23 protein-coding genes are annotated in these 26637 nt (G+C 60.2%); 9 read left to right on the top strand and 14 right to left on the bottom strand.

The window, feature by feature from the left end; genetic code table 11:
* Positions 1-30 precede the first annotated feature (30 nt).
* Both FW800_RS07120 and FW800_RS07115 read right to left on the bottom strand, forming a co-directional pair.
* Complete coding sequence (locus FW800_RS07120) at positions 31-366, bottom strand: hypothetical protein (RefSeq protein ID WP_446437288.1); 336 nt, start codon at positions 364-366, stop codon at positions 31-33.
* A 145-nt stretch (positions 367-511) separates the two neighbouring features.
* Positions 512-886, bottom strand: coding sequence for a DUF2784 domain-containing protein (locus tag FW800_RS07115; protein WP_446437287.1), 375 nt, complete (start codon positions 884-886; stop codon positions 512-514).
* A gap of 108 nt (positions 887-994) precedes the next feature.
* Between FW800_RS07115 and FW800_RS07110 the strand changes: the two genes are divergently transcribed.
* Positions 995-1681, top strand: coding sequence for an HAD-IA family hydrolase (locus tag FW800_RS07110; protein WP_446437286.1), 687 nt, complete (start codon positions 995-997; stop codon positions 1679-1681).
* Between the two features lie 114 nt (positions 1682-1795).
* Here FW800_RS07110 and FW800_RS07105 read toward each other — a convergent pair whose 3' ends face one another.
* From FW800_RS07105 to FW800_RS07095, 3 genes are all read right to left on the bottom strand, one after another.
* Positions 1796-2524: an aspartate/glutamate racemase family protein gene (locus FW800_RS07105; protein WP_446437285.1), complete on the bottom strand. Its 729-nt coding sequence runs from the start codon at positions 2522-2524 to the stop codon at positions 1796-1798.
* 13 nt (positions 2525-2537) lie between these two features.
* Entirely contained in the window at positions 2538-4067 is a 1530-nt protein-coding gene (locus FW800_RS07100; protein WP_446437284.1) for an NCS1 family nucleobase:cation symporter-1, read from the bottom strand.
* 474 nt (positions 4068-4541) lie between these two features.
* Positions 4542-5276 carry a phosphoadenylyl-sulfate reductase gene (locus tag FW800_RS07095; RefSeq protein WP_005790417.1) on the bottom strand — a complete coding sequence of 245 codons (735 nt, stop codon included), beginning with the start codon at positions 5274-5276 and terminating at the stop codon, positions 4542-4544.
* 148 nt (positions 5277-5424) lie between these two features.
* Here FW800_RS07095 and thrH point away from each other — a divergent pair, with 148 nt between their 5' ends.
* A complete protein-coding gene (thrH, locus tag FW800_RS07090; RefSeq protein WP_005790415.1) occupies positions 5425-6042 on the top strand; it encodes a bifunctional phosphoserine phosphatase/homoserine phosphotransferase ThrH in 618 nt (205 codons plus the stop codon).
* Between the two features lie 110 nt (positions 6043-6152).
* Here thrH and pabB read toward each other — a convergent pair whose 3' ends face one another.
* From pabB to rloA, 4 genes are all read right to left on the bottom strand, one after another.
* The gene (gene pabB / locus FW800_RS07085; protein WP_446437283.1) at positions 6153-7496 is read right to left on the bottom strand and encodes an aminodeoxychorismate synthase component I; all 1344 of its coding nucleotides are present in this window, start codon (positions 7494-7496) and stop codon (positions 6153-6155) included.
* A gap of 101 nt (positions 7497-7597) precedes the next feature.
* Positions 7598-8584, bottom strand: a complete 987-nt coding sequence (locus tag FW800_RS07080) for an alpha-L-glutamate ligase-like protein (RefSeq protein ID WP_446437282.1) — start codon at positions 8582-8584, stop codon at positions 7598-7600.
* Positions 8584-10116, bottom strand: coding sequence for an osmotic stress tolerance membrane protein RloB (gene rloB / locus FW800_RS07075; protein WP_032879907.1), 1533 nt, complete (start codon positions 10114-10116; stop codon positions 8584-8586). The genes FW800_RS07080 and rloB overlap by 1 nt, the downstream gene beginning before the upstream one ends.
* A 5-nt stretch (positions 10117-10121) precedes the next feature.
* Entirely contained in the window at positions 10122-10658 is a 537-nt protein-coding gene (gene rloA / locus FW800_RS07070; protein WP_446437281.1) for a retropepsin-like aspartic peptidase RloA, read from the bottom strand.
* Positions 10659-10929: 271 nt separating this feature from the next.
* Here rloA and FW800_RS07065 point away from each other — a divergent pair, with 271 nt between their 5' ends.
* From FW800_RS07065 to prpD, 6 genes are all read left to right on the top strand, one after another.
* Positions 10930-11643, top strand: coding sequence for a GntR family transcriptional regulator (locus FW800_RS07065; RefSeq protein ID WP_032879909.1), 714 nt, complete (start codon positions 10930-10932; stop codon positions 11641-11643).
* Positions 11640-12533, top strand: coding sequence for a methylisocitrate lyase (gene prpB, locus FW800_RS07060; RefSeq protein WP_032879910.1), 894 nt, complete (start codon positions 11640-11642; stop codon positions 12531-12533). The genes FW800_RS07065 and prpB overlap by 4 nt, the downstream gene beginning before the upstream one ends.
* Positions 12534-12575: 42 nt before the next feature.
* Positions 12576-13703 (top strand): bifunctional 2-methylcitrate synthase/citrate synthase, encoded by a 1128-nt coding sequence (gene prpC, locus FW800_RS07055; protein WP_005790404.1) that lies wholly within the window; start codon positions 12576-12578, stop codon positions 13701-13703.
* Between the two features lie 191 nt (positions 13704-13894).
* Positions 13895-16489 (top strand): Fe/S-dependent 2-methylisocitrate dehydratase AcnD, encoded by a 2595-nt coding sequence (acnD, locus tag FW800_RS07050; protein ID WP_446437280.1) that lies wholly within the window; start codon positions 13895-13897, stop codon positions 16487-16489.
* An 11-nt stretch (positions 16490-16500) separates the two neighbouring features.
* Complete coding sequence (prpF, locus tag FW800_RS07045; protein WP_446437279.1) at positions 16501-17691, top strand: 2-methylaconitate cis-trans isomerase PrpF; 1191 nt, start codon at positions 16501-16503, stop codon at positions 17689-17691.
* A 164-nt stretch (positions 17692-17855) separates the two neighbouring features.
* A complete protein-coding gene (prpD, locus tag FW800_RS07040) occupies positions 17856-19340 on the top strand; it encodes a 2-methylcitrate dehydratase (RefSeq protein ID WP_446437278.1) in 1485 nt (494 codons plus the stop codon).
* Between the two features lie 134 nt (positions 19341-19474).
* On the opposite strand, the gene FW800_RS07035 is transcribed toward prpD, so the two are convergent.
* The 5 genes from FW800_RS07035 to FW800_RS07015 are packed head-to-tail and all read right to left on the bottom strand — an operon-like array spanning position 19475 to position 25009.
* Entirely contained in the window at positions 19475-20215 is a 741-nt protein-coding gene (locus FW800_RS07035; RefSeq protein WP_032879914.1) for an alanyl-tRNA editing protein, read from the bottom strand.
* 2 nt (positions 20216-20217) lie between these two features.
* Positions 20218-21210 carry a serine O-acetyltransferase gene (locus FW800_RS07030; RefSeq protein ID WP_228308841.1) on the bottom strand — a complete coding sequence of 331 codons (993 nt, stop codon included), beginning with the start codon at positions 21208-21210 and terminating at the stop codon, positions 20218-20220.
* Positions 21211-21247: 37 nt separating this feature from the next.
* Positions 21248-22162 carry a PLP-dependent cysteine synthase family protein gene (locus FW800_RS07025; RefSeq protein ID WP_057701141.1) on the bottom strand — a complete coding sequence of 305 codons (915 nt, stop codon included), beginning with the start codon at positions 22160-22162 and terminating at the stop codon, positions 21248-21250.
* A 16-nt stretch (positions 22163-22178) separates the two neighbouring features.
* A complete protein-coding gene (gene moeB / locus FW800_RS07020; RefSeq protein WP_446437277.1) occupies positions 22179-24041 on the bottom strand; it encodes a molybdopterin-synthase adenylyltransferase MoeB in 1863 nt (620 codons plus the stop codon).
* Between the two features lie 23 nt (positions 24042-24064).
* Positions 24065-25009 (bottom strand): DMT family transporter, encoded by a 945-nt coding sequence (locus FW800_RS07015; RefSeq protein ID WP_032879916.1) that lies wholly within the window; start codon positions 25007-25009, stop codon positions 24065-24067.
* A 109-nt stretch (positions 25010-25118) separates the two neighbouring features.
* Here FW800_RS07015 and FW800_RS07010 point away from each other — a divergent pair, with 109 nt between their 5' ends.
* The gene (locus FW800_RS07010; RefSeq protein WP_005790387.1) at positions 25119-26543 is read left to right on the top strand and encodes an aminotransferase-like domain-containing protein; all 1425 of its coding nucleotides are present in this window, start codon (positions 25119-25121) and stop codon (positions 26541-26543) included.
* Positions 26544-26637: the final 94 nt, after the last annotated feature.

Raw genomic sequence — 26637 nt, 5'->3', positions numbered from 1 at the left:
GAGATTAAGCGGCTTTTAATACCATTACACTTATTGCGCGTTTTTCAGCTTGATCACATCACCGGAAATCTTGGTGGTGTAGCCGTTCAATACCCAGGCCCAGAACCACTTCTCCTGCACTTGGGTGTTGATCAGCGCGTCGCCGCCTTTGGCTTTGATGGCTGCATCCTGAGCGCGTACGAAGCGGTTGTTCTGGCCGATTGGGATGACGCCCAACAGCATGATGCCGGTGGCGCTGGCTTCGCTGTGGCCGAGGACGGTGTATTGGCTGGCGTCGTATTGCTGGGTTTTCATGGCGGTGCCGGTGCAACCTGCCAGAGTGAAACCAAGAACCGCTGCTGCAACTGCTTTAATGACGTATTTCACTTGAAACTCCATGGACTCAACCTCGAGATTCAATTCCCGAGGGGGCGACACTTTAAGCGCTCGGTTGGCAGATTGAAAACAATCTGCCCAGGTTTCATGTTCAGGCTTGTGCGTGCGCCCAGGCGATCAAGCTCGGGTCTGAAGGTCATGCGCTTCTGCGTGCCAGCAAACTCCGGATCAACCGCCCATACACCACGGCGTTGATCAATATCACCACCGCCCCCAGCACCAGTTGAATATTCGCCGTCAGCCCGGCGGGGTAGATCAGCGTCAGGATGTAGTGCTCGATAAACCCACCGCGATAACCGTCTTGCCCGGCCAGGTGACGAAACAGGTTTTCCCAGCGGGTGAGGGGGCAGGGCAGGTGCAGCACCTCTACCGCGATCCCCCAGGCCACGGCGGGCAAGTGCAGCCACATTACCCTGGGCCATTTCAGGGCGAGCAGGCCACCGAACAGTACGAACAGGATAAAGGTCAGGTGAAACAGCACGAGGCCGTCGGCGACGAGTCGGTAGAGCATTGTGGGCACTTCGAAAGGAGGGGCAAACAGTCTAAAGGGTTGCTCGCCGGCAAGGGTGACCGTTATTGTGCTGAATCCATTTAGTCCTTGCCCCAAGGTTGTGTCGTGATGAATGCACCGCGTACCGCTGTCCCGATCAAAGCCGTGATTTTCGATATGGACGGGTTGTTGCTGGATACCGAAGGCATCTACACCAAAGTCACGCAGATCATCGCCGAGCGCTATGGCCGTACCTATGACTGGGGTATCAAGCAGCACATCATCGGGCGAGGCGCTCAGGATCTGGCCGATTACGTGGTCAAGGCGCTGGATTTGCCGATCACGCCCGCGCAGTTTCTGGAAATTCGCGAACCGCTGATGAGCGAGCGGTTTCCCAAGGCCCTGGGTATGCCGGGCGCCGAAGCGTTGGTGCGGCATCTGAAGGCGCACAATATCCCGATTGCGGTGGGCACCAGTTCATCGCGTAACTCGTTTGGCCACAAGACCACCTTGCACCGCGAATGGTTTGGCCTGTTCGACACCATCGTCACTGCCGACGACCCGGAAGTCGGTGCGGCCAAGCCGGCGCCGGATATCTTCCTCACGGCTGCGCGCCGTCTGGGTGTGGCGCCTGAGGATTGCCTGGTGTTCGAAGATTCGCCGTTCGGCGTGACTGCGGCGAAGGCTGCCAACATGACCGCCATCGCCGTGCCCGATGAGGCCATGGCGGACAGCAAGTACCAACATGCTGACCAGATTATTCGCAAGCTCGCGGATTTTGATCTGGCGGCCTATGGTTTGCCACCTATGTCCTGACCCAACACAGGGCAAAATGTGGGAGGGGGCTTGCTCCCGATGACGGTGGGTCAGGTACAGATAAGCTGGCTGATACACCGCTATCGGGAGCAAGCCCCCTCCCACATTTGATCTTCAGTGGCCGAACTTACCGGGCCAACCTATGACTTTCTTAGGCCTGGGTGTCGCATACGTCCTGACTTTGGATGTCGACAACCCCAACCTCACCAACGATTCGGCAATCATCACCGCCGCTGTCACCCCGTCCACCACCGGCACCCCGGTGCGCTGTCGAATCTGCTCATCCAGCCCGGCCATGCCGCCGCAGCCCAGGCAAATCACCTCGGCCTTGTCGTCGTGAATCGCCAGTTCCGCTTGGCGCACAATGGCCTCCATAGCGGCCAGCGGGTCTGCTTCCAGCTCCAGCACCGCCATGCCGCTGGCGCGCACCGAAGCACAGCGCTGGTACAGGCCGGCGAGTTTCAGTCGGTCTTCAATCAGCGGCACAGTGCGGTCCAGGGTGGTGACCACCGAGTAGGCGTGCCCCAAAAACATCGCGGTGCTGGCCGCCGCTTCGGTGATATCCACCACCGGCACGTTGAGCAATTCCTGCAAGCCCTCACGGCCATGCTCGCCATAACCGGCCTGGATCACCGCATCAAACGGCTGGTCGTAAGCCATGACGCGGTCCATGACGGCGATGGCCGCCAGGTAACTTTCAAAATTTCCCTCCACTGACTCGGCGCCGAAGTAGGGCGTGAGGCCGACTATCTCGGTGCCCGGTGACGCCACGGCCCGCGCTTGCTGAGCGATGGTGTCGGTGATCGATTCAGTGGTGTTGACGTTGACGACGAGGATGCGCATGAAATGTCCCTATTCAATGACTGACGTTATCGACGGCAATGCTTTCGCCGCTGACATCGGCGTAAACCGGCTGACGCTTGGCGATCAGCAGGTACAGCAACCCTGCGATGCCGGCGCCGAACAGCCAGGAGAACGGTGAAACGCTGGCAAACCCTGGCAACAGCGCCAGCAGTATGGCGATCACCGCCGCAGGAATAAACGCCGCCACGGCGCGCATATTCACCCCCCGGCTGTAGTAATAAACGCCATTGGGGTCTTCGCTATACAGCTGCGGCACGTCCACCTGGCTTTTACGGATCAGCCAGTAATCGACCATGATCACCCCGTACAACGGCCCCAGCAGCGCGCCCAGGCCAGAAAGGAAGTACACAATCACCAGCGGGCTGTTGTAGAGATTCCACGGCAGTATCAGCACCGCCACGAAGGCGCTGATCAACCCGGCGCGGCGAAAGTTCAGGTACTTGGGCGCCAGGTTGCTCAGCACAAAGGCCGGGGCGACGAAGTTGGCCATGATGTTCACCGCCACGGTAACGATCAGGAAGGCCAGGCAACCGAGCACCAGGAAGACGGTATTGGGGATTGCCGCGATGATTTCGGTCGGGCTCTCGATCACTCGGCCATTGAGCTGGAACTGGCCGCCGCACAGCAGCACGGTAATGGCGGCGAACACCAGGATATTCACCGGCAGGCCCCAGAAATTGCCGACCTGGATGGTCTTGCGGCAGGGCGAAGAGCGGGCGAAGTCGCAAAAGTTGAGGATCAAGGTGCCGTAGATCGCCAGCCACAGCGCGCCACCGGCAAAGATATTGCGCCACATCTCGCCGCCGCTCAGCGGTTCACGGATCGACCAGGCGATATGCCCGCCCGCCTGGAAGTACATCCAGCCGGCCAACGCAGCCACCGTGAGCAAAATCACCGGCCCGGCGAAGCCCTCATAGCGGCGTACCATTTCCATGCCATAGGCGAGGATCACCAACTGCACCAGCCAGATCGCGACAAAACATGCCCAGCCCAGGCTCGACAGGCCCAGGATCGAGTTGTGGTCATAATCGGCAAAACCCGGATGAATCGCCGTCAGCAATACACGGAAAACTACCGATGCCAGGTACGTCTGGATACCAAACCAGGCAATCGCAATCACCGCCCGGATCAATGCTGGAATCTGCGCCCCGTGGATACCGAAACTGATGCGGCTGATCACGGGAAACGGCACACCGGTCTTCTGTCCCATGTACCCCGACAAGTTCATGAAGAAGTACACCAGTGCCGCGCCGATCCCCAGGGACAGCAATATTTGCCAGCCGCCCAAGCCCAATGCATATAAGCCGATGGCAAACGAATAGTTGGCGATGTTGTGCACGTCATTGGTCCACAGCGCAAAGATGCTATAGCGCCCCCAGCGTCGGCCCTCGATTTTGGTGGGGGCCAGGTCCTTGTTGTGCAGGCGCGGGCTGAGGATCAGTGGGCCGGGGCTTGCAGCCTCGGGGTGGAGGGTGGAGGAGGGTAGATCCAGCGCGATATTGCTCGAAAGACTTGTACGCATTCCGGCAGGCTCCAGCGCATCGGCAGCAAAGCGGCGGATGGCAAAGTGTATGTAGGTTTTGTATTGATTGTATACAAAGCGTACTTTTCACTAAGCCACATGCGTGCCAGTTTTCGTTATATGAAAAACGGGGATAATTTCTTTTTTATAGTATTTTTAAATAAACTACTGAATTGAAAGCAATATAAATTGACCGTTTGAACAGGTATTTATTTTTGATTGGGAGTAGCGTGATTCGGGGGTGTGGGGACTAGCAGAGATGAATGTTACGTTTTGGTGCGCTCGAATATGAGTTGCACACAAAAATGGCACCTATGGTTACAAGGTTGTGTACATTTTATGCTGCGCACAAAACAAAATGTGGGAGGGGGCTTGCTCCCGATAGCGGTATATCAGTCAGAAAATCTGCAACTGACCCACCGCTATCGGGAGCAAGCCCCCTCCCACATTTTTACCTCACCAGTTTGCCAGGCCTCAGGCCTTGCTGATGATATTCCCCGCATGCAGCCCGCATTCCTTCTGCGTGGCTTCTTCCCACCACCAGCGACCTTCGCGCTCATGCTGGTTCGGCAATACCGGGCGGGTGCAGGGCTCGCAGCCGATGCTGATAAAGCCGCGCTCATGCAGGCTGTTGTAAGGCAACTCCAACATGCGGATGTAACCCCACACCTCTTCGCTGGTCATCTGCGCCAGCGGGTTGAACTTGTACAGGGTACGTTCCGGGGTGGAGAACGCCGTGTCGATTTCCAGCGCGGCCACCTGGCTGCGGGTGCCGGGGCTCTGATCGCGGCGCTGGCCGGTGGCCCAGGCACTCACACCGGCGAGCTTGCGGCGCAGCGGTTCGATCTTGCGGATGCCGCAGCATTCGCCATGGCCGTCCTTATAGAAGCTGAACAGGCCCTTTTCCTTGACGAAGGGTTCCAGCTTGCTCTGGTCCGGCGAGATCAGTTCGATGTCGATCTTGTAGAACTCGCGCACCTGCTCGATAAACCGGTAGGTTTCCGGGTGCAGACGGCCAGTGTCGAGGCTGAATACCTTGACGTTCTTGTTCAGCTTCCAGGCCATGTCCACCAGCACCACATCCTCGGCACCGCTGAAGGAAATCCACAGGTCATCGCCGAACTGGCTGAACGCCAGCTTGAGAATATCCTGTGCAGACTTGTTGGCATAAGTCGCGGCGAGTTCAGCGACGTCGAAGGCTTGGTTCATCAGGACGGTTCCTACAGGTCAGTGGCGCTGAGCGCTCTATAGGCGGCGATGGTATCAAAATCTGCCGTGCGTTGCGGCGGCGTGCTTGAGTCGCTAGAGTTCGGCAGTCCTTTTGCCCGCTCAACTAATAAATCCAATGGAGTGTCTTGTGGAAATTGCCTGTCTTGACCTGGAAGGGGTGCTGGTTCCGGAAATCTGGATCGCCTTCGCCGAAAAAACCGGTATTGAATCCCTGCGCGCCACCACACGCGACATTCCCGACTATGACGTGCTGATGCAGCAGCGCCTGCGCATCCTCGACGAGCACGGGCTCAAACTGGCCGATATCCAGGCGGTGATTGCTACGCTCAAACCGTTGGACGGGGCCGTCGAGTTCGTCAACTGGCTGCGCGAACGCTTCCAGGTGGTGATCCTGTCCGACACCTTCTACGAATTCTCCCAACCGCTGATGCGCCAGCTGGGTTTCCCGACCTTGCTGTGCCACCGCTTGATCACTGATGAAAATGATCGGGTGGTAAGCTACCAGTTGCGCCAGAAAGACCCCAAGCGCCAGTCGGTATTGGCGTTCAAAAGCCTCTACTACCGCGTGATCGCTGCCGGTGATTCGTACAACGACACCACCATGCTGGGGGAAGCGGACCGTGGGATTCTGTTCCATGCGCCGGAGAATGTGATTCGCGAATTCCCGCAGTTCCCGGCGGTGCATACGTTTGAAGACTTGAAGAAAGAGTTTATCAAGGCGTCGAATCGGCAGTTGAGCCTGTAAGTTATGCGACGCGACTGATTACCCCATCGCAGGCAAGCCAGCTCTCACCTTTGATCGCGGCGCGGTCGAAGGTGGGAGGGGGCTTGCCCCCGATAGGGCCGGTACAGGCCCTACAAACTTTCCAAAGTCTGTAACAACACCCGCACCTTCGTCAGCGACTCCTGATACTCAGCCTGCCACTGCGAATCCGCCACAATCCCACCGCCACCCCAGCAACACACCTGCCCGTCCTTGACCAGCAAACTGCGGATGGCAATGGAGCTGTCCATCTCGCCGCGCACGTCCAGGTAGACCAGCGAGCCGCAGTAAAGCCCGCGGCGGGTTGGCTCAAGTTCGTCGATGATCTGCATCGCGCGTATCTTCGGCGCGCCGGTGATGGAGCCGCCGGGGAAGCTGCCGGCGATCAGGTCGAGGGCGTCTTTGTCGTCGGCCAGTACACCGGTGACACTGCTCACCAGGTGGTGCACGTTGGGGTAGCTTTCCAGGCTGAACAGCTCTGGCACTTTCACTGAGCCGATGCGGCAATTGCGACCGAGATCGTTGCGCAGCAGGTCGACGATCATCAGGTTTTCTGCGCGGTCCTTGGGGCTGGCGAGCAACTCGGCGGCGTTGGCGGCATCTTCTGCAGGTGTTACGCCGCGAGGGCGGGTGCCCTTGATCGGGCGGGTCTCGACCTGGCGTTCGCTGATGCGCACAAAGCGTTCCGGTGACAGGCTCAGTACCGCACCGTCATCGGGCAAGCTCTGGAACCCGGAAAACGGCGTGGGGCAGGCTTCGCGCAGGGCGCAATAGGCTGCCCAGGGATCCCCCATGCAGGGTGCGCGAAAGCGCTGGGCAAAGTTGACCTGATAGCAGTCGCCGGCCTGGATGTAATCCTGGATACGCGCGATGGCTTGGCGGTAGGCCTCTGCGGTGAGGTCTGGTGCCATCGGGCCCTGGAGTTTGAACGTCGCAGAGGTGTCGACAGTCCCGTGGCTGAACAGCGCGATCAACCGTTGTCGTTCGCTATCGGCCAGCGTGGGGTGAAACACCAGTTGGCTGCTCCGGGCCTGGTGGTCGCTGATCAGCGCCCAGGCGTACAGCCCGAAGCGCGCGTCCGGCAGGTGCAGGTCATCCACCGCCAGGTGCGGCATGGCCTCAAGGTGCCGGCCGAAGTCGTAGCTCAGGTAGCCGATCAAGCCTCCGGCGAACGGCAACGGTAAATCGGCGGGGATTGCGGCTTCACCCAATCGCGTGAGGTTTTCCCGTAAGCGTTGCAGGAAATCACTGCCGCTTTCGTCCGGCCCTACCGTCAATGTCGCTTCCGGCCAGGCACTGAGCAGGTCATACCGGCCGCGCTCAGCCGTCGGCCGGCCGCTGTCGAGCAGTACCGCGCCTGGAGCATGGCGAATCGCCGCAAAATACTCGGCGGGGTTGGCCCGGTAGGGCAATGGGTGTACGGAGCAGGTCAACATGCGGGGTTGGATCAGCCAATGGCGCGGGGGAGGGGGATTGTAGTCCCCTGTAGGATTTGCTCCTAGAGGGGATGTCGGGGATAGACAGTTTGAAGACCGGATCAGCCTTCCACGGGCGGTATATGCCCAAACATCTCCTGCACGAACTTCACCCGCTCTTGCGGGGTTTCCGTCACGCCGGCAGCTTTGAGTTCCTCCAGTCGCGCCTCCACCGCATGGGTGCGCAAGGTCAGCCCGCAGTCATTGGCGATCTGGATATTCAGCCCCGGCCGTGCATTCAATTCAAGGATCAGCGGGCCTTTTTCCTGGTCCAGTACCATGTCCACGCCGATATAGCCCAGTCCGCACAGCTCATAGCAGCCAGCCGCAAGCTGCATGAAACCGTCCCAGTTGGGCAGTTGCACACCATCGACCGCATTGGTGGTGTCAGGGTGCTTGGTGATGATGTTGTTCAGCCAGGTACCGCGTAGGGTCAGGCCGGTGGCAAGGTCGACGCCTACGCCGATCGCGCCCTGGTGCAGGTTGGCCTTGCCGCCGGATTGGCGGGTCGGCAGGCGCAGCATGGCCATCACCGGGTAGCCCATCAGCACGATGATGCGAATATCCGGCACGCCTTCGTAGCTGATGCTCTTGAAGATCTGATCGGGCACCACGCGGTACTCGATCAGCGCCCGGTCGCGGTGGCCACCCAGTGAATACAGGCCAGTGAGGATGCTGGAAGTCTGGTGCTCGATCTCTTCATGGCTGATGATCTTGCCGGACACCGTGCGATAGCGCCCTTCAAAACGGTCGGCCACTACCAGGATGCCATCACCGCCCGCACCCTGGGCGGGCTTGATCACGAAGTCGCTGCGCCCACCGATGATCTCGTCGAGCTTGTCGATTTCCTTCTCGGTGGAGATCACCCCGTACATTTCCGGCACATGAATGCCGGCCGCCAGCGCCCGCTCCTTGGTGATGATCTTGTCATCCACAATCGGGTACAGGCTGCGTTTGTTGTACTTGAGCACGTAGTCGGCGTTACGCCGATTGATGCCCATGATCCCGCGCGCTTCCAGGGCCTTCCAGGTTTTCCAGAAGCCAAACATCAGGAGTCAGCCTTCAGGAATGCCTTGAAACGCACCAGCTCGGTGAGGCGATAGCCGCGATAACGACCCATGGCCAGCATGAAGCCCACCAGAATCAGCAGGATCGCCGGGAAGGTAAACACGAAGTAAACCAGCTCCGGCACGCTCATGATGAGGTGGGCCAACGAGGCGGCGAACAGGGTGCCAATCGCCACTTTCAGTGCATGGTTGGCGCCGCGTTCTTCCCAGGTAATCGACAGTCGCTCGATGGTCATCGTCAGGATCACCATCGGGAACAGCGCCACCGACAAGCCACGCTCCAGCCCCAGCTTATGGCTGAACAGGCTGATAGCGGCGATCAGTACCACCACGAAGGTCAGCACCACCGACAGCCTCGGCAGCATCTGCAGTTTCAAATGTTCCAGATACGACCTGAGTGACAGCCCCAGTGCCGTGATAATCGTGAACAGCACAATGCCGAAGCCCAGTTGCGTCTCGCGGAACGCCAGGGCGATCAGCACCGGCGTGAAGGTGCCCAGGGTCTGCAGGCCGATCAGGTTGCGCAGGATCAGAATCACCAGCACGCCAATCGGGATCATCACCATGATCATGAAGGTCTGCTGGGTTTGCAGCGGCAGGCCGTACAGCGAGTATTCGAGGAAGTTGGCGTCGGTGTTTTCGTCGGTCAGCTTGGCCAGGCGAATCGCGTTCATTTCGCTGTTGTTGAGGCTGAAGGTCACCATGGCCTTCTTGCCGCCATCGACCGTGATCAGGTTTTCATCGCCGGTCCACCACAGCAGGCGGTCGGCGGGCAGGCCCTGTTCACCGGTCTCCGGGTTGAAGTACAGCCAGTCGTTGCCGTTGAAGCTGCGCAGCCACAGTTCCGGGGTTTGCGGCTGGTCGGCCACCAGGCGGATGGTGTGGACTTTCTCCACCGGCACATGGGCGATGGACAGCAGCAGCTCGACGATCCTGGCCTTGTGCGGCGTCGACGGGTCGCCGGCCAGCAGCAGCTTCACATTGTCGTCGTTGAGGTTGTTGGTGCGCTTGATGGCTTCGCTGATAAAGGTCTCGACGTCGGCCGAGTGCTGGCGGATCGGCGCCAGCAAGGCTTCGGCGGCGATTTTTTCCGGGCCTTCCACGGCGATGCTGTCGCGGAAGGTCGGGCCTTTGATCTTGACCTTTTCGCCGCTGTAACGCTTGGTCAGCACCAGGCGGTAATACAGGGTCTGGTTGCCCTTGGCCCGGCGCGCTGACCAGGTGACCTTGCGGTTGCCGTCGATGCGGTTGACGCTGACTCCGTAGTTGTTGGAGATAAAGCTTTCATTAAGGCTGACGAAGTCGCGGCTCAGTGGCGGCACGAACATCTGGATCTTGACTGGGTCCTTGGGGTTGGCGACGAACTCGACCTTGGCGTCGATGTTCCACAAGTCGTCGGTGGCATCCTCGGTCACGGGGATCCCCAGCACGAAAATCTGATAGGCGGTGACCGAAATGCCGAGCACCACCAGGAAGGTGATCAGGATTTTCAGGTGCAGGGTCAGAGAGCGCATTCGGTTTACTCGGCGGTATGAGCGTCGGCGACGCAGGCGGGTTTGCCTGCTGCATATTTAAGACTGGGGTCGACCAGCGCATCAAAGCGTTTCAGCGCTTCGGAGCCGATCAGCAGCGGGTATTGGAAGCTGCTGCGGTCAGTCAAGTTCACTTCGATGCTGCGTAAAGCAGTGCCCATGCAGATATCCAGGGCAACCACCGGACGGGCGGTGTAGTTCTTGTCCTCATCGGGGTCGTAGTCGCCGGCGCGGCGCTTGATCTTGCTGACGCGGGCCAGGGGCAGTTCGATGGGGTGGGAGTGGGCGGTGTCGATGGCCAGGTAGAAGCGTACCCAGGTTTCGCCGTTGCGCTTGAAGCGCTTGATATCGCGGGCGCTCAACGAGGCGGTCTTGGCGCCGGTGTCGAGCTTGGCCGCGACTTCCAGGTCGATACCGTCCAGCTTGGCGTATTCATTGAGGCCATACACCGTTTTCTCGGCGGTGAAGCCAAGGCTGGGCAGCAACAGTAGGCAAACAAACAGGGTGAAGGGCTTGAGTCTCATAAATCCTGAGGCGGTGCCGTGCGATGTTCAATTCAAGGCGACTGGCATTGCTGCGCAAACTCCCTCGTGCGCCGTTTCATCCAGGGATGTCAGGCAAATACGCCGGGCATTCTAACATGATGCTTTTTTGGCGCCAGCGCTGGCAGGCGGCCATGCCTTGGATGGGTTATTCAGACGTATTAGACGATTGTCGACAATGTGTATTTATTCTTTGACTGTTAAGGGGTAATTAGCTAGTTTTTGCGGCATTGATTTTAAAGGTGTCGACAATATGCTGGGTCAGGCGGAAATTCCGATAGCGGCGTCAGACGATTCCCAAACCATGTCCGAGAACGTTTTTCGGCGTATCCAGGCCGCCATCGTCAAAGGTGAAATCGCCCCCGGCAGCAAGATTTCCGAGCCGGAACTGGCGCGTACCTACGGCATCAGCCGCGGCCCGCTGCGCGAGGCGATCCACCGCCTGGAAGGCCAGCGCCTGCTGGTGCGCGTGCCCCACGTCGGCGCACGGGTCGTGTCCTTGAGCCACGCCGAGCTGATCGAACTCTATGAGATCCGCGAGTCCCTGGAAGGAATGGCCTGCCGTCTCGCTGCCGAGCGCATGACCGACGCGGAAATCGAAGAGCTGCGCCAGGTATTGCACACCCATGAGCGCGATGCCGCGTTCCAGGCCGGTGTTGGCTACTACCAGCAGGAAGGCGACTTCGACTTTCATTACCGGATCATCCAGGGCGCCGGTAACCGCACCCTGACCCAAATGCTCTGCGGCGAGCTGTACCAACTGGTGCGCATGTACCGCATCCAGTTTTCCGCCACCCCCAATCGTCCACGCCAGGCCTTTGCCGAACACCACCGCATTCTCGACGCGATTGCCGATCGCGATGGTGAATTGGCCGAACTGTTGATGCGCCGGCATATCGGCGCCTCCAAACGCAACATCGCCCGTCACTTCCCGGACGGTGCTCCTTCATCACGAGGTGAGTCATGAGTTCCCATAACAACAGCACTCCCGGCCAGCGTTTCCGTGACGCAGTCGCCAGCGAACAGCCTTTGCAAGTTGTTGGTGCAATCAATGCCAACCACGCGTTGCTGGCCAAGCGCGCCGGCTTCAAGGCTATTTACCTGTCGGGTGGCGGTGTCGCCGCCGGCTCGCTCGGCGTGCCGGACCTGGGTATTACCGGGTTGGATGACGTACTCACCGACGTGCGCCGCATTACCGACGTCTGCGACCTGCCGCTGCTGGTGGACGTGGACACCGGTTTCGGCTCCTCGGCGTTCAATGTGGCGCGCACCGTCAAGTCGATGATCAAGTTCGGCGCCGCCGCCATCCATATCGAAGACCAGGTCGGCGCCAAGCGCTGCGGGCATCGCCCCAATAAAGAGATCGTGTCGCAGCAGGAAATGGTCGACCGCATCAAGGCTGCCGTGGATGCGCGTACCGATGACAGCTTCGTGATCATGGCGCGCACCGACGCCCTGGCGGTCGAGGGCCTGGAGTCTGCCCTTGAACGTGCCGCCGCGTGTATCGAAGCCGGTGCCGACATGGTCTTCCCGGAAGCCATCACCGAGCTCGAGATGTACAAGCTGTTCGCTTCCCGCGTAAAGGCGCCGATCCTGGCTAACATTACCGAGTTCGGTGCGACGCCGCTGTACACCACCGAACAGTTGAAATCTGCGGATGTTTCCATTGTGCTGTACCCGCTCTCGGCCTTCCGTGCCATGAACAAGGCCGCCGAGAACGTCTACACCGCGATCCGTCGCGACGGCACCCAACAGAACGTGATCGACACCATGCAAACGCGCATGGAGCTCTACGATCGCATCGACTACCACACCTTCGAGCAGAAGCTCGACGCGCTGTTTGCCGCGAAAAAATAATGCGGTGCGCCTCCCTAATAAATTCAAGATTGGAGAACGAACATGGCTGAAGCAAAAGTATTGAGTGGCGCCGGCCTGCGTGGCCAGGTTGCCGGGCAGACCGCACTGTCGACCGTGGGCCAGGCTGGTGCAGGCTTGACCTATCGTGGCTACGATGTGCGTGAACTGGCCGCCGATGCGCAGTTTGAAGAAGTCGCCTACCTGTTGCTGTACGGCGAGTTGCCGACCAAGACCGAACTGGCCGCCTACAGCGCCAAGCTGAGCAAACTGCGTGACTTGCCCCAGGCATTGAAAGAAGTGCTCGAACGCATCCCCGCCGACGCCCACCCGATGGACGTGATGCGCACCGGTTGCTCGTTTTTGGGCAATATCGAGCCGGAAAAAGATTTCAGCGTACAGCGCGATGTCACCGACCGCCTGCTTGCCGCATTCCCGGCGATCATGTGCTACTGGTACCGCTTCAGCCACGACGGCAAGCGCATCGACTGCGTGACCGACGAGCCGAGCATCGGCGGCCACTTCCTGCACCTGCTGCACGGCAAGAAACCCAGCGAGCTGCACGTCAAAGTCATGAATGTGTCGCTGATTCTCTACGCCGAGCACGAATTCAACGCCTCGACCTTCACTGCCCGGGTGTGCGCCTCGACCCTGTCCGACCTGTATTCCTGCGTCACCGCCGCCATCGGTTCCCTGCGCGGCCCGCTACACGGCGGGGCCAACGAAGCGGCGATGGAAATGATCGAGCGCTTTTCCTCGGCCGAAGAAGCGGTCGAAGGCACCCTTGGCATGTTGGCGCGCAAGGACAAGATCATGGGCTTCGGCCACGCGATCTATAAAGACAGCGACCCGCGTAATGAGGTGATCAAGGGCTGGTCGAAAAAACTCGCTGATGAAGTGGGCGACACCGTGTTGTTCCCGGTCTCCGAGGCTATCGACAAGACCATGTGGGAGCAGAAAAAGCTGTTCCCCAACGCCGACTTCTACCATGCCTCGGCGTACCACTTCATGGGCATCCCGACCAAATTGTTTACGCCAATCTTCGTGTGCTCGCGCCTGACTGGCTGGGCCGCGCACGTGTTCGAACAGCGCGCCAACAACCGCATCATTCGTCCAAGCGCCGAGTACATCGGCGTTGAGCAGCGCAAGTTCGTGCCAATCGAACGTCGCTGAAAACCAACGCTTCCAGAATTGGAATGAGGCCAAAAATGTGGGAGGGGGCTTGCCCCCGATAGCATTCTGTCAGCTGATACAACTGGCACTGAACCACCGCCATCGGGGGCAAGCCCCCTCCCACATTTGGACTGCATTTCAAATCTGGATCAGTAGGTCCCTTTTGTAATCACCGTGACCGAGTCCTGACGATGAACACTGAATTTCGCAAACCGCTCCCCGGCAGCCGCCTGGATTTCTTCGACGCCCGTGCGGCTGTCGAAGCAATCACCCCCGGCGCCTACGCCACCTTGCCTTACACCTCGCGCGTGCTTGCCGAAAACCTGGTACGCCGTTGCGACCCGGCCACCCTCAACGCATCCCTGAGCCAGTTGATCGAGCGCAAACGTGATCTCGATTTCCCCTGGTTCCCGGCGCGCGTGGTGTGCCATGACATCCTCGGCCAGACCGCTCTGGTGGACCTTGCCGGTCTGCGCGATGCCATCGCCCTGCAAGGCGGCGATCCGGCGCAGGTCAACCCGGTGGTGCCGACCCAACTGATCGTCGACCACTCCCTGGCTGTCGAGGCTGGCGGCTTTGACCCACAGGCGTTCGAGAAAAACCGCGCCATTGAAGACCGTCGCAATGAAGACCGCTTCCACTTTATCGAGTGGACCAAAAAAGCCTTCAAGAACGTCGATGTCATCCCGCCGGGCAACGGCATCATGCACCAGATCAACCTGGAGAAAATGTCGCCGGTGATTCAGGTCCGTGACGGCGTAGCCTTCCCGGATACCTGCGTCGGTACTGACAGTCACACTCCCCACGTCGATGCCCTGGGCGTGATCGCCATTGGCGTCGGCGGCCTGGAGGCCGAGAGCGTGATGCTCGGCCGTGCGTCGTGGATGCGCCTGCCGGAAAGCGTCGGCGTGGAATTGACCGGCAAGCTGCAACCGGGCATCACCGCCACCGATATGGTGCTGGCACTCACCGAGTTCCTGCGCCAGCAGAAAGTGGTCGGCGCCTGGCTGGAGTTCTTCGGCGAAGGGGCTAGTGCACTGACCCTGGGCGACCGTGCGACCATCTCCAACATGGCTCCTGAATACGGCGCCACCGCAGCGATGTTCTATATCGATCAGCAGACCATCGCCTACCTCAAACTCACTGGCCGAGAAGACGAACAAGTTGCCCTGGTCGAACAGTACGCACGCCACACCGGCCTGTGGGCCGATGACCTCCAGGGGGCTCAGTACGAGCGTGGCCTGACCTTCGACCTGTCCAGCGTCGTGCGCAACATGGCCGGCCCCAGCAACCCCCACGCCCGTGTTGCCACCCGCGACCTGGCGTCCAAAGGCATCAGCGGCCAATGGGACGAAGTGCCAGGGCAAATGCCCGACGGGGCGGTGATCATTGCGGCCATCACCAGTTGCACCAACACCAGTAACCCGCGCAATGTCATCGCGGCGGGGCTTCTGGCACGTAACGCCAACAAGCTCGGCTTGGCCCGCAAGCCTTGGGTCAAGTCGTCGCTGGCGCCGGGCTCGAAAACCGTGGCCATGTACCTGGAAGAGGCCGGTCTGGGCCATGAGCTGGAAAAACTCGGTTTCGGCGTAGTGGCCTTTGCCTGCACCACCTGCAACGGCATGTCCGGCGCGCTCGACCCGGTGATCCAGCAGGAAATCATCGACCGCGACCTGTACGCCACCGCCGTGTTGTCGGGCAACCGCAACTTCGACGGGCGCATTCACCCTTACGCCAAGCAAGCCTTCCTGGCTTCGCCGCCGCTGGTGGTGGCCTATGCGATTGCCGGCACCATCCGTTTCGATATCGAGAAGGACGTGCTCGGCCTGGATGCCGACGGCAAGGAAATTCGCCTGCAGGATATCTGGCCGAGCGACGAAGAGATCGACGCGGTGGTCAAGGCATCGGTCAAGCCCGAGCAGTTCCGTGCGGTGTACATCCCCATGTTCGCGATTCACGAAGACACCGGCCCCAAAGTCACCCCGCTGTATGACTGGCGCCCGCAGAGCACCTACATCCGTCGCCCGCCGTACTGGGAAGGCGCGCTGGCCGGCGCGCGGCCGCTCAAGGGTATGCGCCCGCTGGCGGTGCTGCCGGACAACATCACCACCGACCACCTGTCGCCGTCCAACGCGATCATGCCGGGCAGTGCTGCCGGGGAATACCTGGCGAAGATGGGCTTGCCGGAAGTCGACTTCAATTCCTACGCGACCCATCGCGGTGACCATCTGACGGCGCAGCGCGCCACCTTCGCCAACCCGAAACTGTTCAACGAAATGGTGCAGGAAAACGGCAAGGTCAAGCAGGGCTCGCTGGCGCGAATCGAGCCGGAAGGCAAGGTCACGCGGATGTGGGAAGCGATTGAAACCTACATGGAGCGCAAGCAACCGCTGATCATCATCGCCGGTGCCGACTACGGCCAGGGCTCGTCCCGCGACTGGGCCGCCAAGGGCGTGCGCCTGGCCGGTGTGGAAGCGATTGCCGCCGAAGGCTTCGAGCGCATTCACCGCACCAACCTGGTGGGCATGGGCGTGTTGCCGCTGGAATTCCTGCCGGGCACCGACCGCCACACCCTCAAGATCGACGGCAGTGAAACCTATGACGTGATCGGCGAGCGCACCCCGCGCGCGCAACTGACCCTGGTGATCAACCGCAGGAATGGTGAACGTGTCGAGGTGCCGGTGACGTGCCGCCTGGATACCGCCGAAGAAGTGTCGATCTACGAGGCGGGCGGCGTGTTGCAACGTTTTGCCCAGGATTTCCTGGAATCGGCGGCCACCGCCTGAAGAGGACTACCATGGCACACGTAGCGCAAATCAAGATCCCCGCCACCTACATGCGTGGCGGCACCAGCAAGGGCGTGTTCTTCAGCCTCAAGGACCTGCCCGAAGTCGCGCAGGTGCCGGGGGCGGCCCGCGATGCCTTGTTGCTGCGGGTCATCGGCAGCCCCGACCCTTACGACAAGCAGATCGACGGCATGGGCGGTGCCACTTCAAGTACCAGCAAAACCGTGATCCTGGCCAAAAGCAGCCGCGCCGATCACGACGTGGACTATCTGTTCGGCCAGGTCTCCATCGACAAGCCGTTTGTCGATTGGAGTGGCAACTGCGGCAACCTGTCGGCAGCAGTGGGCTCGTTCGCCATCAGCGCTGGCCTGGTTGATCCGGCCCGCGTGCCCGAGAACGGGGTGGCGGTGGTGCGGATATGGCAGGCCAATATTGGCAAGAGCATCATCGCCCATGTGCCGATCACCAACGGCGCGGTGCAGGAAACCGGCGACTTCGAACTGGACGGTGTGACCTTCCCGGCCGCCGAAGTCCAGCTGGAATTCATCGACCCGGCGGCGGAAGAAGAGGGCGGCGGTGGTTCGATGTTCCCCACCGGCAACCTCATCGACGACCTGGAAGTACCGGGCGTCGGCACCTTCAAGGCCACGTTGATCAACGCCGGTATTCCGACCATTTTCATCGACGCTCAAGACCTCGGCTACACCGGCACCGAGCTGCAGGGCGCGATCAACAGCGACCCCAAGGCCCTGGCCATGTTCGAGACGGTACGGGCTTATGGCGCGTTGCGCATGGGCCTGATCAAGCACCTGGACGAGGCCGCTCAGCGCCAGCACACGCCCAAGGTCGCCTTCGTGGCCAGGCCTGCGGACTACGTGGCCTCAAGCGGCAAGGTAATCAAGGCTGGCGATGTGGATCTGTTGGTGCGTGCTTTGTCCATGGGCAAACTGCACCACGCCATGATGGGCACGGCGGCGGTAGCGATCGGCACGGCGGCGGCGATCTCCGGCACCCTGGTCAACCTGGCGGCGGGCGGCGTGGAGCGCAATGCCGTGCGCTTCGGGCATCCGTCCGGCACCTTGCGCGTCGGTGCCGAAGCCAGCCAAGTGAACGGTGAATGGGTGGTGAAGAAAGCCATTATGAGCCGCAGTGCGCGGGTGTTGATGGAAGGTTTCGTGCGCGTCCCCGGTGACGCTTTTTAGCTTTATGTGCCCGATAGCAGGGTGTCAGTCGCCCCATTCATTAACTGACCCACCGTCATCGGGAGCAAGCCCCCTCCCACAGGGATACAAGCAGGCAATCAGACCTGCGCAACGATTAACCCTGACCCTGAGGATGGAACAACCCAACTTTTAGGAGAACTGCCATGAGCGCCAACGTCGACCAGAACAACCGCCCCGACTACGACCAGGTTTTGCAGGACATCGCCGACTATGTCCTCAACTACCGCATCGATTCCCGGGATGCACTGGACACCGCCCGCAATTGCCTGATGGACACCCTTGGCTGTGGCCTGCTGGCCCTGCGCTTCCCTGAGTGCACCAAACACCTGGGGCCGATGGTGGAGGGCACCGTGGTGCCGTTCGGCGCGCGCGTGCCGGGTACTTCGTTTCGCCTCGACCCGGTCAAGGCCGCCTGGGACATTGGCTGCATCGTGCGCTGGCTCGACTACAACGACACCTGGCTCGCTGCTGAATGGGGCCACCCTTCGGACAACCTCGGGGGCATTCTCGCCGTGGCCGATCACCTTTCGCAAAAACGCGTGGCCAATGGCGAGGCGCCGCTCACCGTACGTGCGGTGCTGGAAGCGATGATCATGGCCCACGAAATCCAGGGAGTGATCGCCCTGGAAAACTCTTTCAACCGCGTCGGCCTTGACCACGTGCTGCTGGTCAAAGTCGCCTCCACCGCTGTCACCGCCAAGCTGATGGGCGCCAATCGTGAACAACTGCTGTCGGCCTTGTCTCACGCTTTCGTTGATGGGCAGGCGTTGCGCACCTATCGCCATGCACCGAATGCCGGCTCGCGCAAATCCTGGGCCGCAGGCGATGCATCGAGCCGTGGTGTGCGCCTGGCGGATATCGCCCTGCGTGGCGAAATGGGCATCCCCGGTGTGTTGAGTGCGCCGCAGTGGGGGTTTTACGACGTGTTGTTCAGCCACACCAACAAGGACCTGGCGCTCAAGCCCACAGACAAGCGCGCCTTCAGCCTGCCTCAGGCCTACGGCACCTACGTGATGGAAAACGTGCTGTTCAAGATCAGTTTCCCGGCAGAATTCCACGCGCAAACCGCCTGCGAGGCGGCGGTGACCTTGCACCCGCAGGTCAAGCATCGTCTGCATGAAATCGAACGTATCGTGATCACCACCCATGAGTCGGCGATTCGGATTATTTCCAAGGTTGGCCAATTGGCCAACGCTGCCGATCGCGACCACTGCCTGCAATACATGACGGCCGTGCCCTTGGTGTTCGGCAATCTGGTGGCCGAGCACTACGAAGATGATTTCCACGCGGCCCACCCGATCATCGACGAGCTGCGCGACAAGATGGTCATCGTTGAAGACCCACGCTATAGCCGCGAATACCTGGAGGCGGACAAGCGTTCCATTGCCAATGCGGTGCAGGTGTTCTTTATGGATGGCACCTGCACTGAGCAGGTAGCGGTGGAATACCCGATTGGCCATCGCCGCCGTCGGGTGGACGGTATCCCATTGCTGGAAGACAAGTTCAAAGCCAACCTGGCGACGCGGTTCACTGCGCAGCGCAGCGCCGAGATTGTTGCGTTGTGCAAGGATCAGGCACGGCTTGAGGCGACGGCTGTGAACCGTTTCATGGATCTGTTGGTGATCTAAAAAACAACGCGGCCAATGTGGGAGGGGGTTTGCTCCCGATAGCTGGGTGTCAGTCAACAGATTCATTGACTGCTCCACCCCTATCGGGAGCAAGCCCCCTCCCACATTTGTCCTCCATTGGGGCAACTATCGGGTCAGGCGCAAGCTTGTTCAAACCGCAGTATCACCCTGCGGTTGTGCTTGCTCTTCTTTTCGATTTTCTCGCAGAACACCCGGCCGATTTCCTCGGTGTTGAGCACATGGGTGCCGCCGCATGGCTGGATATCGATGCCGGGGATCTCAATCACCCGTACCGAGCCCGACACCACCGGTGGCGCAACCGCCTGGGTGCGGGTGATCTGTAGCAAGGTCGCGTATTCGGTGGCGGGCATCGACAGGGTCTTCACCGCGTGGGCCTGCTCGATCAGGGCGTTGAGGTCACGGGTTAGACCGTCTTTGTCCAGGGTCATTTCCGGCAGGTCGAAATCCAGTCGGCCTTTATCCGCACTGATGCTGCAACCGGTCACGGGCGCGTCAATGAGCGAGCACAACAAATGCAGGCAGGTGTGCATTTTCATGTGCTGGTAGCGCCGCTCCCAATCCAGGCCGGCGTCTACCTGGATGCCCGCCGTCAACTGCTCGGGGCAATGGTCAACCTGATGCCAGATGATCGAGCGCAACACGGGATCGCGCACGGTACCTGTCACCTCGACCCGCGTGCCATCGGGCAGGGTGAAATGGCCGGTATCGCCCGGTTGCCCGCCGCCGGTGGGGTAGAACAGTGTGTGCTCCAGGGCGATGCCGTGTTCACTGACCGCAATAACCCGGGCGCTGAACGCGTTCTGATAGGGCGCGCTGTCGAACAGCGCCAGGGTTTCCATGGTATGCACGGACATGTTCAACCTCCAACGATCAGTGGGCTGGCTTGCAAGAGATGGCGCACCATCGCGCTTAAGCCAGGGGGAGAGAGCAGGGTGATTTCAAATTCCGGCCCGCAGACTTTCAGGTTCAGCGGCAAGCGCGGCAGTTGTTCGCCGGTATCGACACGGTGCAGGCGAAATTGCAGGTGGTGGCGCTCTTTCACCGTGGGTTCGAGCATTAACCCTTGCAGCGGATGAAAGTCGGCATCCAGCACCGTGACCTTATGACCGGCACTCACCTCACCGACGACGTGCAAGCGCTCATCCAGGGCAAAGGCGCCTAGGTAATTGCTGCGGTCCGATTCGTCGTTTTTTTGCAACTGGATCTGGTTGACTACCTTGACCTTGGTGCCTGCCGGTACGTCCTGGGTGATCACGCAGGAGGGGCTGATAAATACGTTGTCGCCGATCGACACGTAGCCCAGCACCCGGGCACCGGCGCCCACCTCGACGTTGTTGCCCAGGCGCGGGTGGCGCTTGCCGTCCGGATTGTTGGCGATGCCGCGGGCTCCCAGGGTCACGCCGCACAGGATGTAGCAGTCGTTGCCGATCACGCAGGTTTCGCCGATGACGGTGCCATAGCCATGGTCCAGTACAAAGCGCCGGCCGATACACGCCGCCGGATGAATCTCGGCACCGGAGAGAATCTTGCCCTGGTTGCTGAGCTTGAGTGCCATGCGCGAAAACATCCCATGGCCCGGGTCGGGGAAATTCCACACCTGGTGCGCAAGACGATAGAACAGCACTGCCTTGAACGAGGCATAGGATTCCAGGATCAACTCACCGCGCCCACGCGATGCCGGATCTCGATAGGCGTAGGCGATCAGGTCCTCGGCCACTGCTTGGGCGGCGTTCTGGATCAGTGGCGCCAGGTGTGGTTCCAACTGCTTCATCTGCCCGGGCGTCAGGGTCGTGATGAGATGGGTAAGCAACTCATCGTGCAGCAGTTGCATGTCGATAAAGCCCCCCATGGAGGCACCCCCGCATTCTGGATGATTGAAAAACCCGTTACTCGAAACTGGGCAGGTAGCTGTCGGCATTGTCGTAGACCATGGTCAGCACCACCGTTTCAGGCGGCAGTTCGGGGGCGAGTTGGGCGATGGCAACCATGTTGGCGGCGGAGGACAGCCCCAGGCTGATGGCGTCGGTGCGCATGATGCGTTTGATCATGTCCAGGCACGCCGAGTGCGACACCTTGAGCATGCCGTCGATCACGTCCAGGTTGAGGATGCTCGGGATCAGGCCAATCGACAGGCCCTGGATTGCGTGCGCAGCGTGCTGGTCTTTGAGCAGGTCGCATTCCTGCGGCTCCACGCCCATCACGCGGATCGCTGGCCAGGCGGCCTTGAGGGTTTCGCCAATGCCGGTGATATGGCCACCTGTGCCGATGCCGCTGACGAAGTAGTCCACGCGCTGATCACCGAAGGCGCGGATGATCTCCGGCGCGGTGGTGTCGCGGTGGGTCTGCGGGTTGGCGCCGTTGCGCTGCTGGTTGAGCATCACGAAGTTGGGGTTTTCCAACTGCAGTTCCATGCACTTTTCGCCGTGGGAGTTGTTGCCCAGGCGGCTGTCTGACAGCACCACTTTGGCACCATACAGGCGTAGCAATTTCTGCTTTTCGGGGCTGTAGTTGTCAGGGATCACCAGCACCACTTTATAGCCCAGGACATTGCCGGCCATCACCAGGCCAATGCCGGTGTTGCCGCCGCTGGGTTCGATGATGGTTTGCCCGGAGTCGCGGATCAGTACGCCACGGCGCTCGGCATCGAGGATCATGCCCAGGGCGATGCGCGCCTTGTGGCTGCCACCGGGGTTGAGGGATTCCAGCTTGGCGTAGACCTCGATGCCGAGGTCTTCGGAAAACTGGGCCAGGCGCACGATAGGCGTTTGGCCGATGACGTCGAGAATGGAGTTATGCAGCATCAGCAAGTCTCCACGATCAGTACAGAGGCATGTCGGGTTCGACGTCGCGAACCCAGTGCTTCATGCCGCCCTGCAGGACTTTGGTGTTCGCGAACCCGGCTGCCAGCAGGGTGCTGGCGGCCTGTTCGGCGCGGGTGCCCGCGTAGCAGATCAGGTAATGGGTGTTGTCTCGGCTGAGGTTGTCGAGTTGACCATCCAGTTCGGCCAGGGGAATGTGCAGCACGCCTGGCAGCTTGCACACTTCCAATTCGCTGGCGTCGCGCACGTCCAGCAATACATCGGCGCTGCTGGGGTGCTCAAGCACCTGCTTGAGGTTCTGAGGCTTGATGTAGCGTTCTGCCGCCAGCGACGGTTGGCTCGGTACGGCATCGGCACATGCTGTGGGGGCGGCGCTTTCGCTGCTGCGCAGCTCCGAGCAGCAGGGGCAGTCGACGCGGCGCTTGAAGCGGATCTCGCTGAACTTCATCGCCAGCGCGTCAAAGCGCATCAAGCGGCCGGATAACGGTTCGCCAATGCCGATCAGCAATTTGATCGCCTCGGTAGCCTGGATCATTCCTACCACACCGGGCAGCACGCCGATCACGCCGCCGGCGCTGCAATTGGGTGCCAGTTCAGCGGGCGGGGCCTTGGGAAACAGGCAGCGATAGCACGGCCCGCCTTTGTAGTTGAGCACGCTGATCTGCCCGTCGAAACGGTAGATGGCGCCATAGACCAAAGGTTTGCCCAACTGTACGCAAGCATCGTTGACCAGGTAGCGGGTATCGAAATTATCGGTACCGTCGATCACCAGGTCATAGGCGCCTACCAGTTCCAGAGCGTTGTCGGTGTCAAGCGCGGTGTTGTGCGCATTGATCCGGATATGAGGGTTGAGGTCCTGCAGGCGTTGCTTGGCGGACTCGACCTTGGGCATTCCCAGGGTGCTGTTGCCATGGACAATCTGGCGCTGCAGGTTGCTGCTTTCCACCACGTCAAAATCCACCAGCCCCAGGGTGCCGATGCCTGCCGCTGCCAGGTACAGGCTGATGGGCGAGCCCAGGCCCCCGGTGCCGATGACCAGAACTTTGGCTTTCTTCAGGTTCAATTGGCCTTCGCGGCCGACGCCCGGCAGGGTGATGTGGCGCACGTAGCGCTGCACTTCTTCGTTGCTCAGGGTGTCGATGTCCATGCCGCCTGAGGTGGCGAGCAACACTTCGATCCGGGATTTTGGCGGCAGGACTTCATCGGCTTCGATCAGCGCCTCCTCGGCGGTAAACAGGAAGTGTTCCTTGAGCTGGTTGTTCTTTTCATGGAACAGGTACTGACGCAATTGGGGGTGATTGGTGCAGAGATTTTCAATGACTTCGCGCAATGTCGATCCGGCGCCCTCAAGGGTCGATTCCGGCAGCTTGGCCACGCGAACCAGAATGTCGGGGAAAGAGACAGCGTTCATGGACAACTCCGTGTGCAGGTCGTTGAAGGGTTGAGGTGCGAAATGCTTGCCATCCCAGGCAAACAGTTTTGAGCCCAGGACCTGGCTCTGGCGAACATCCACCACCAGATAGCTGACGGGGTAGATCGGCTCCCCCATGAACAGCGCCTTGTCCTGGTCTTCATCACTGAAATAGGCGCCGACATCCGGGTGGGAGTGATAGATCACCACCACCGGGTTGTCGCTGCGAAACGACTTGTTCAGCAGCAGGGTATCGGCCACCGAGAAGGTGTAGCCGTTGGCCGCGCTGCGGGGGTACATCTGGGAGTTCTTGTGGTGCAGCTCGTTCTGGATATTGCTGCCCAGGTACACACTGCCGTCGGCGAAGACGAAGCCGCAGCACTCTTCTGGGTAGCTGCGGCTGGCGTGGGCGTAGATCTGTTCCAGGGCGGTGGGGCGGAGGACTTCCATGTTTCTCTCGCGTTGGTTGAGGGTCATTTTTTCTTGGCCAGGAGTTTTTCAACCGGCAGCTTGGTGATCGCAAAGCCGGCCAGCAGAATCGCCGAATACAGCATAAGGTCGCGGGAAATTTCCACGCCTTCGTACCAGGCACCGATGATCACCGCGAACACCGGGAAGATGATGAAGACGAACGACAGGATGATCGGGCTCAGGCGCTTGAGCAGCATGAAATACACAATAAACCCGCCTACCGAGGCCACCAGCCCGAGGTAGAACAGTGCAGTCCAGGAGCGCAGGGTGATGTCATTGAAGGCTGGCGTTTCAAACCACAGGCCGGCGACGAACAACATCAGCCCGGCGATGCCGATGGGCAGGGTGTTGTAGGTAATCACGCTGATGGCACTGCCTTTCTGCTTGGTAATCACGTAGCACAACGCGTGCATGATCGCGGCGCTCAGTATCGCCAACACCCCGAAGAACTCGGCGTGGTCCAGGTGCAGGCCCTGGCTCTTGATGATCATGTAGAGGCTGCCAAACCCGATACCGATGCCAACGACCTGGGAGAAGTAGATGCGCTCACGCAGGAACAGCGCCGAAAAGATCAGGATGAATACCGGCATGCAGCTGAACAGCAGGGCCGTCAGGCCGGATGACACGTGCATCTCGCCATAGTTGAGCAGGTAGTAGGGAACGCTGAAGTACGACAGGGTCACAAACACAAAGAACCAGCGGCTTTCCCGTGGGAACAGGATCGGCTCGCGACGCACCATGGCAAAACACAGGAACAGCGGAAACGCGATCAGAAAGCGCAGCCCGGCGGATGTCAGCGGCGGCACGCTTTCTACGGCGATCTTGATGCCCAGCCATGTAGTGCCCCAACTCAGGCACACGATCAGAAACATCAAGCTGGTCACCAGCCCGGCGAGCCACTGTTTTTGAGTTTTTGTTTTTGCAGTGTTTTCGAGAACGGCGGACATTGGCATCTTTTATTGCTTCCCTGAGCCGGAATTGAACTCTATATTGAACTTGTAATGAGTTATGTTTATCGGCGATTGAACCCGTAAAAGCACACTATTAGGGCGAAAGATGGCTGTCAAAACAAATATTGACATGGTGTCAATTATGCGTGAGGGCCTGTCCAACGGGCAGGGCGTGAAGTACAAGCGCCTGTCTGATGTGATGGAGCGGGGCATCCTCGAAGGCTTGATTGAACCGGGACGAAAACTGCCGCCCCATCGGGTGCTGTCCGACAACCTGGGGGTGACCATCGGCACCATCAGCCGGGCCTACGGTGAGTTGGAGCGCCTGGGCTTGGTGGTTGCGCGGGTCGGTGACGGAACCTTCGTGCGCAAGCGTGGGATGGAGCGTCAACGTGATGAAGGCTTTCGCAATTTCAGCGAGGAGCCGCGCCAGTACTTCGACATGAGTCGCAACATGCACATTCCGGGGCAGGAAACGGTGTTTCTTGCCCAGAGCTTCCAAACGCTGTCGACCAACGCCAAGTTCCTGCAGGACATCAGCGCCTATACCCCCGACGCCGGCTTGCCGCGTTACCGTGAAGCCGGGGCGCAATGGCTGGTGCAGCGCGATTTTCATCCGATTCCAGAGCAGGTCATCTGCGTCAACGGCGGCCAGCACGGTTTGCTGTGCGCGATGATGGCGCTGCTGCGTGCTGGCGATACGGTAGTCACCGAGCAACTGACTTATCCTGGGCTGATTACGGCTGCGCGCATGTTGGGCGTGCGCCTGATTGGCCTGGAAATGGATGAAGAAGGCGTGTTGCCCACGGCGCTGGATGAGGTCTGTCGTAATCACCGGATTTCGGCGTTGTACTGCACGCCGACTATTCAGAATCCTACGACGGCGGTGTTGTCGGTGGCGCGTCGCGAAGCCTTGGCCAAGGTGTGTCGTGAGCACAACCTGCTGATTCTCGAGGACGAAGCCCACGGCGTGCTGGTTGAGGATCGCCCGCCGCCCCTCAGCTATTTCGCGCCTGAGCGTACGATTTTGATCAGCAGTCTGAGCAAAGCGGTGTCGGCAGGGTTGCGGGTAGGCTACGTGCACGCGCCACCGGCACTGGTCAGCCGCATCTCGGCGGCACTGCGCTCGACCTGCTGGATGGCGACGCCTGTGACCCTGGAACTGGCCACCCAGTGGATTGAAAACGGCACGGCGGAATATCTGTTGCGCCAACAAATCAACGAAATCAGCCGCCGCAAGACCTTGGTCGAGGATTTATTGACCGGGCTGGCGTATCGCACCCACCTCAACAGCCCGCATTTCTGGATCGAGGTGCCGGAGCCATGGCGTGCGTCGGAAATCGAGGCAGAGCTCAGGCAGAACAATTACCTGATCGCCACCGCCGAGGCGTTTGCCGTGGGGCAGACGGCGGTGCCGCAGTTTATTCGGGCGAGTATCTGCAATACGTCTGGCGATGATCAGTTACTGCGCGAGGGGTTTGATGCGCTGGCGACGGCGTTGGGGCAGGGGGGGGGGCGGTTTCATCTGTAAATCCGCGTTACCGTTCATCGCAGGCAAGCCAGCTCCCACAGGGGAGCGCATTCGAACTGTGGGAGCTGGCTTGCCTGCGATAGCGTCAGATCAG

Source organism: Pseudomonas sp. 910_23, assembly GCF_052850795.1.
This window is presented reverse-complemented; position numbering and strand designations above follow the sequence as displayed.

Bases quoted from the DNA above. Each gene is read 5' to 3' on its own strand.
- FW800_RS07115 (WP_446437287.1), bottom strand. From the start codon at position 886: ATGCTCTACCGACTCGTCGCCGACGGCCTCGTGCTGTTTCACCTGACC.
- FW800_RS07110 (WP_446437286.1), top strand. From the start codon at position 995: ATGAATGCACCGCGTACCGCTGTCCCGATCAAAGCCGTGATTTTCGAT.
- FW800_RS07105 (WP_446437285.1), bottom strand. From the start codon at position 2,524: ATGCGCATCCTCGTCGTCAACGTCAACACCACTGAATCGATCACCGAC.
- FW800_RS07100 (WP_446437284.1), bottom strand. From the start codon at position 4,067: ATGCGTACAAGTCTTTCGAGCAATATCGCGCTGGATCTACCCTCCTCC.
- FW800_RS07095 (WP_005790417.1), bottom strand. From the start codon at position 5,276: ATGAACCAAGCCTTCGACGTCGCTGAACTCGCCGCGACTTATGCCAAC.
- pabB (WP_446437283.1), bottom strand. From the start codon at position 7,496: ATGTTGACCTGCTCCGTACACCCATTGCCCTACCGGGCCAACCCCGCC.
- FW800_RS07080 (WP_446437282.1), bottom strand. From the start codon at position 8,584: ATGTTTGGCTTCTGGAAAACCTGGAAGGCCCTGGAAGCGCGCGGGATC.
- rloB (WP_032879907.1), bottom strand. From the start codon at position 10,116: ATGCGCTCTCTGACCCTGCACCTGAAAATCCTGATCACCTTCCTGGTG.
- rloA (WP_446437281.1), bottom strand. From the start codon at position 10,658: ATGAGACTCAAGCCCTTCACCCTGTTTGTTTGCCTACTGTTGCTGCCC.
- FW800_RS07065 (WP_032879909.1), top strand. From the start codon at position 10,930: ATGCTGGGTCAGGCGGAAATTCCGATAGCGGCGTCAGACGATTCCCAA.
- prpB (WP_032879910.1), top strand. From the start codon at position 11,640: ATGAGTTCCCATAACAACAGCACTCCCGGCCAGCGTTTCCGTGACGCA.
- prpC (WP_005790404.1), top strand. From the start codon at position 12,576: ATGGCTGAAGCAAAAGTATTGAGTGGCGCCGGCCTGCGTGGCCAGGTT.
- acnD (WP_446437280.1), top strand. From the start codon at position 13,895: ATGAACACTGAATTTCGCAAACCGCTCCCCGGCAGCCGCCTGGATTTC.
- prpF (WP_446437279.1), top strand. From the start codon at position 16,501: ATGGCACACGTAGCGCAAATCAAGATCCCCGCCACCTACATGCGTGGC.
- prpD (WP_446437278.1), top strand. From the start codon at position 17,856: ATGAGCGCCAACGTCGACCAGAACAACCGCCCCGACTACGACCAGGTT.
- FW800_RS07035 (WP_032879914.1), bottom strand. From the start codon at position 20,215: ATGTCCGTGCATACCATGGAAACCCTGGCGCTGTTCGACAGCGCGCCC.
- FW800_RS07030 (WP_228308841.1), bottom strand. From the start codon at position 21,210: ATGGGGGGCTTTATCGACATGCAACTGCTGCACGATGAGTTGCTTACC.
- FW800_RS07025 (WP_057701141.1), bottom strand. From the start codon at position 22,162: ATGCTGCATAACTCCATTCTCGACGTCATCGGCCAAACGCCTATCGTG.
- moeB (WP_446437277.1), bottom strand. From the start codon at position 24,041: ATGGAAGTCCTCCGCCCCACCGCCCTGGAACAGATCTACGCCCACGCC.
- FW800_RS07015 (WP_032879916.1), bottom strand. From the start codon at position 25,009: ATGTCCGCCGTTCTCGAAAACACTGCAAAAACAAAAACTCAAAAACAG.
- FW800_RS07010 (WP_005790387.1), top strand. From the start codon at position 25,119: ATGGCTGTCAAAACAAATATTGACATGGTGTCAATTATGCGTGAGGGC.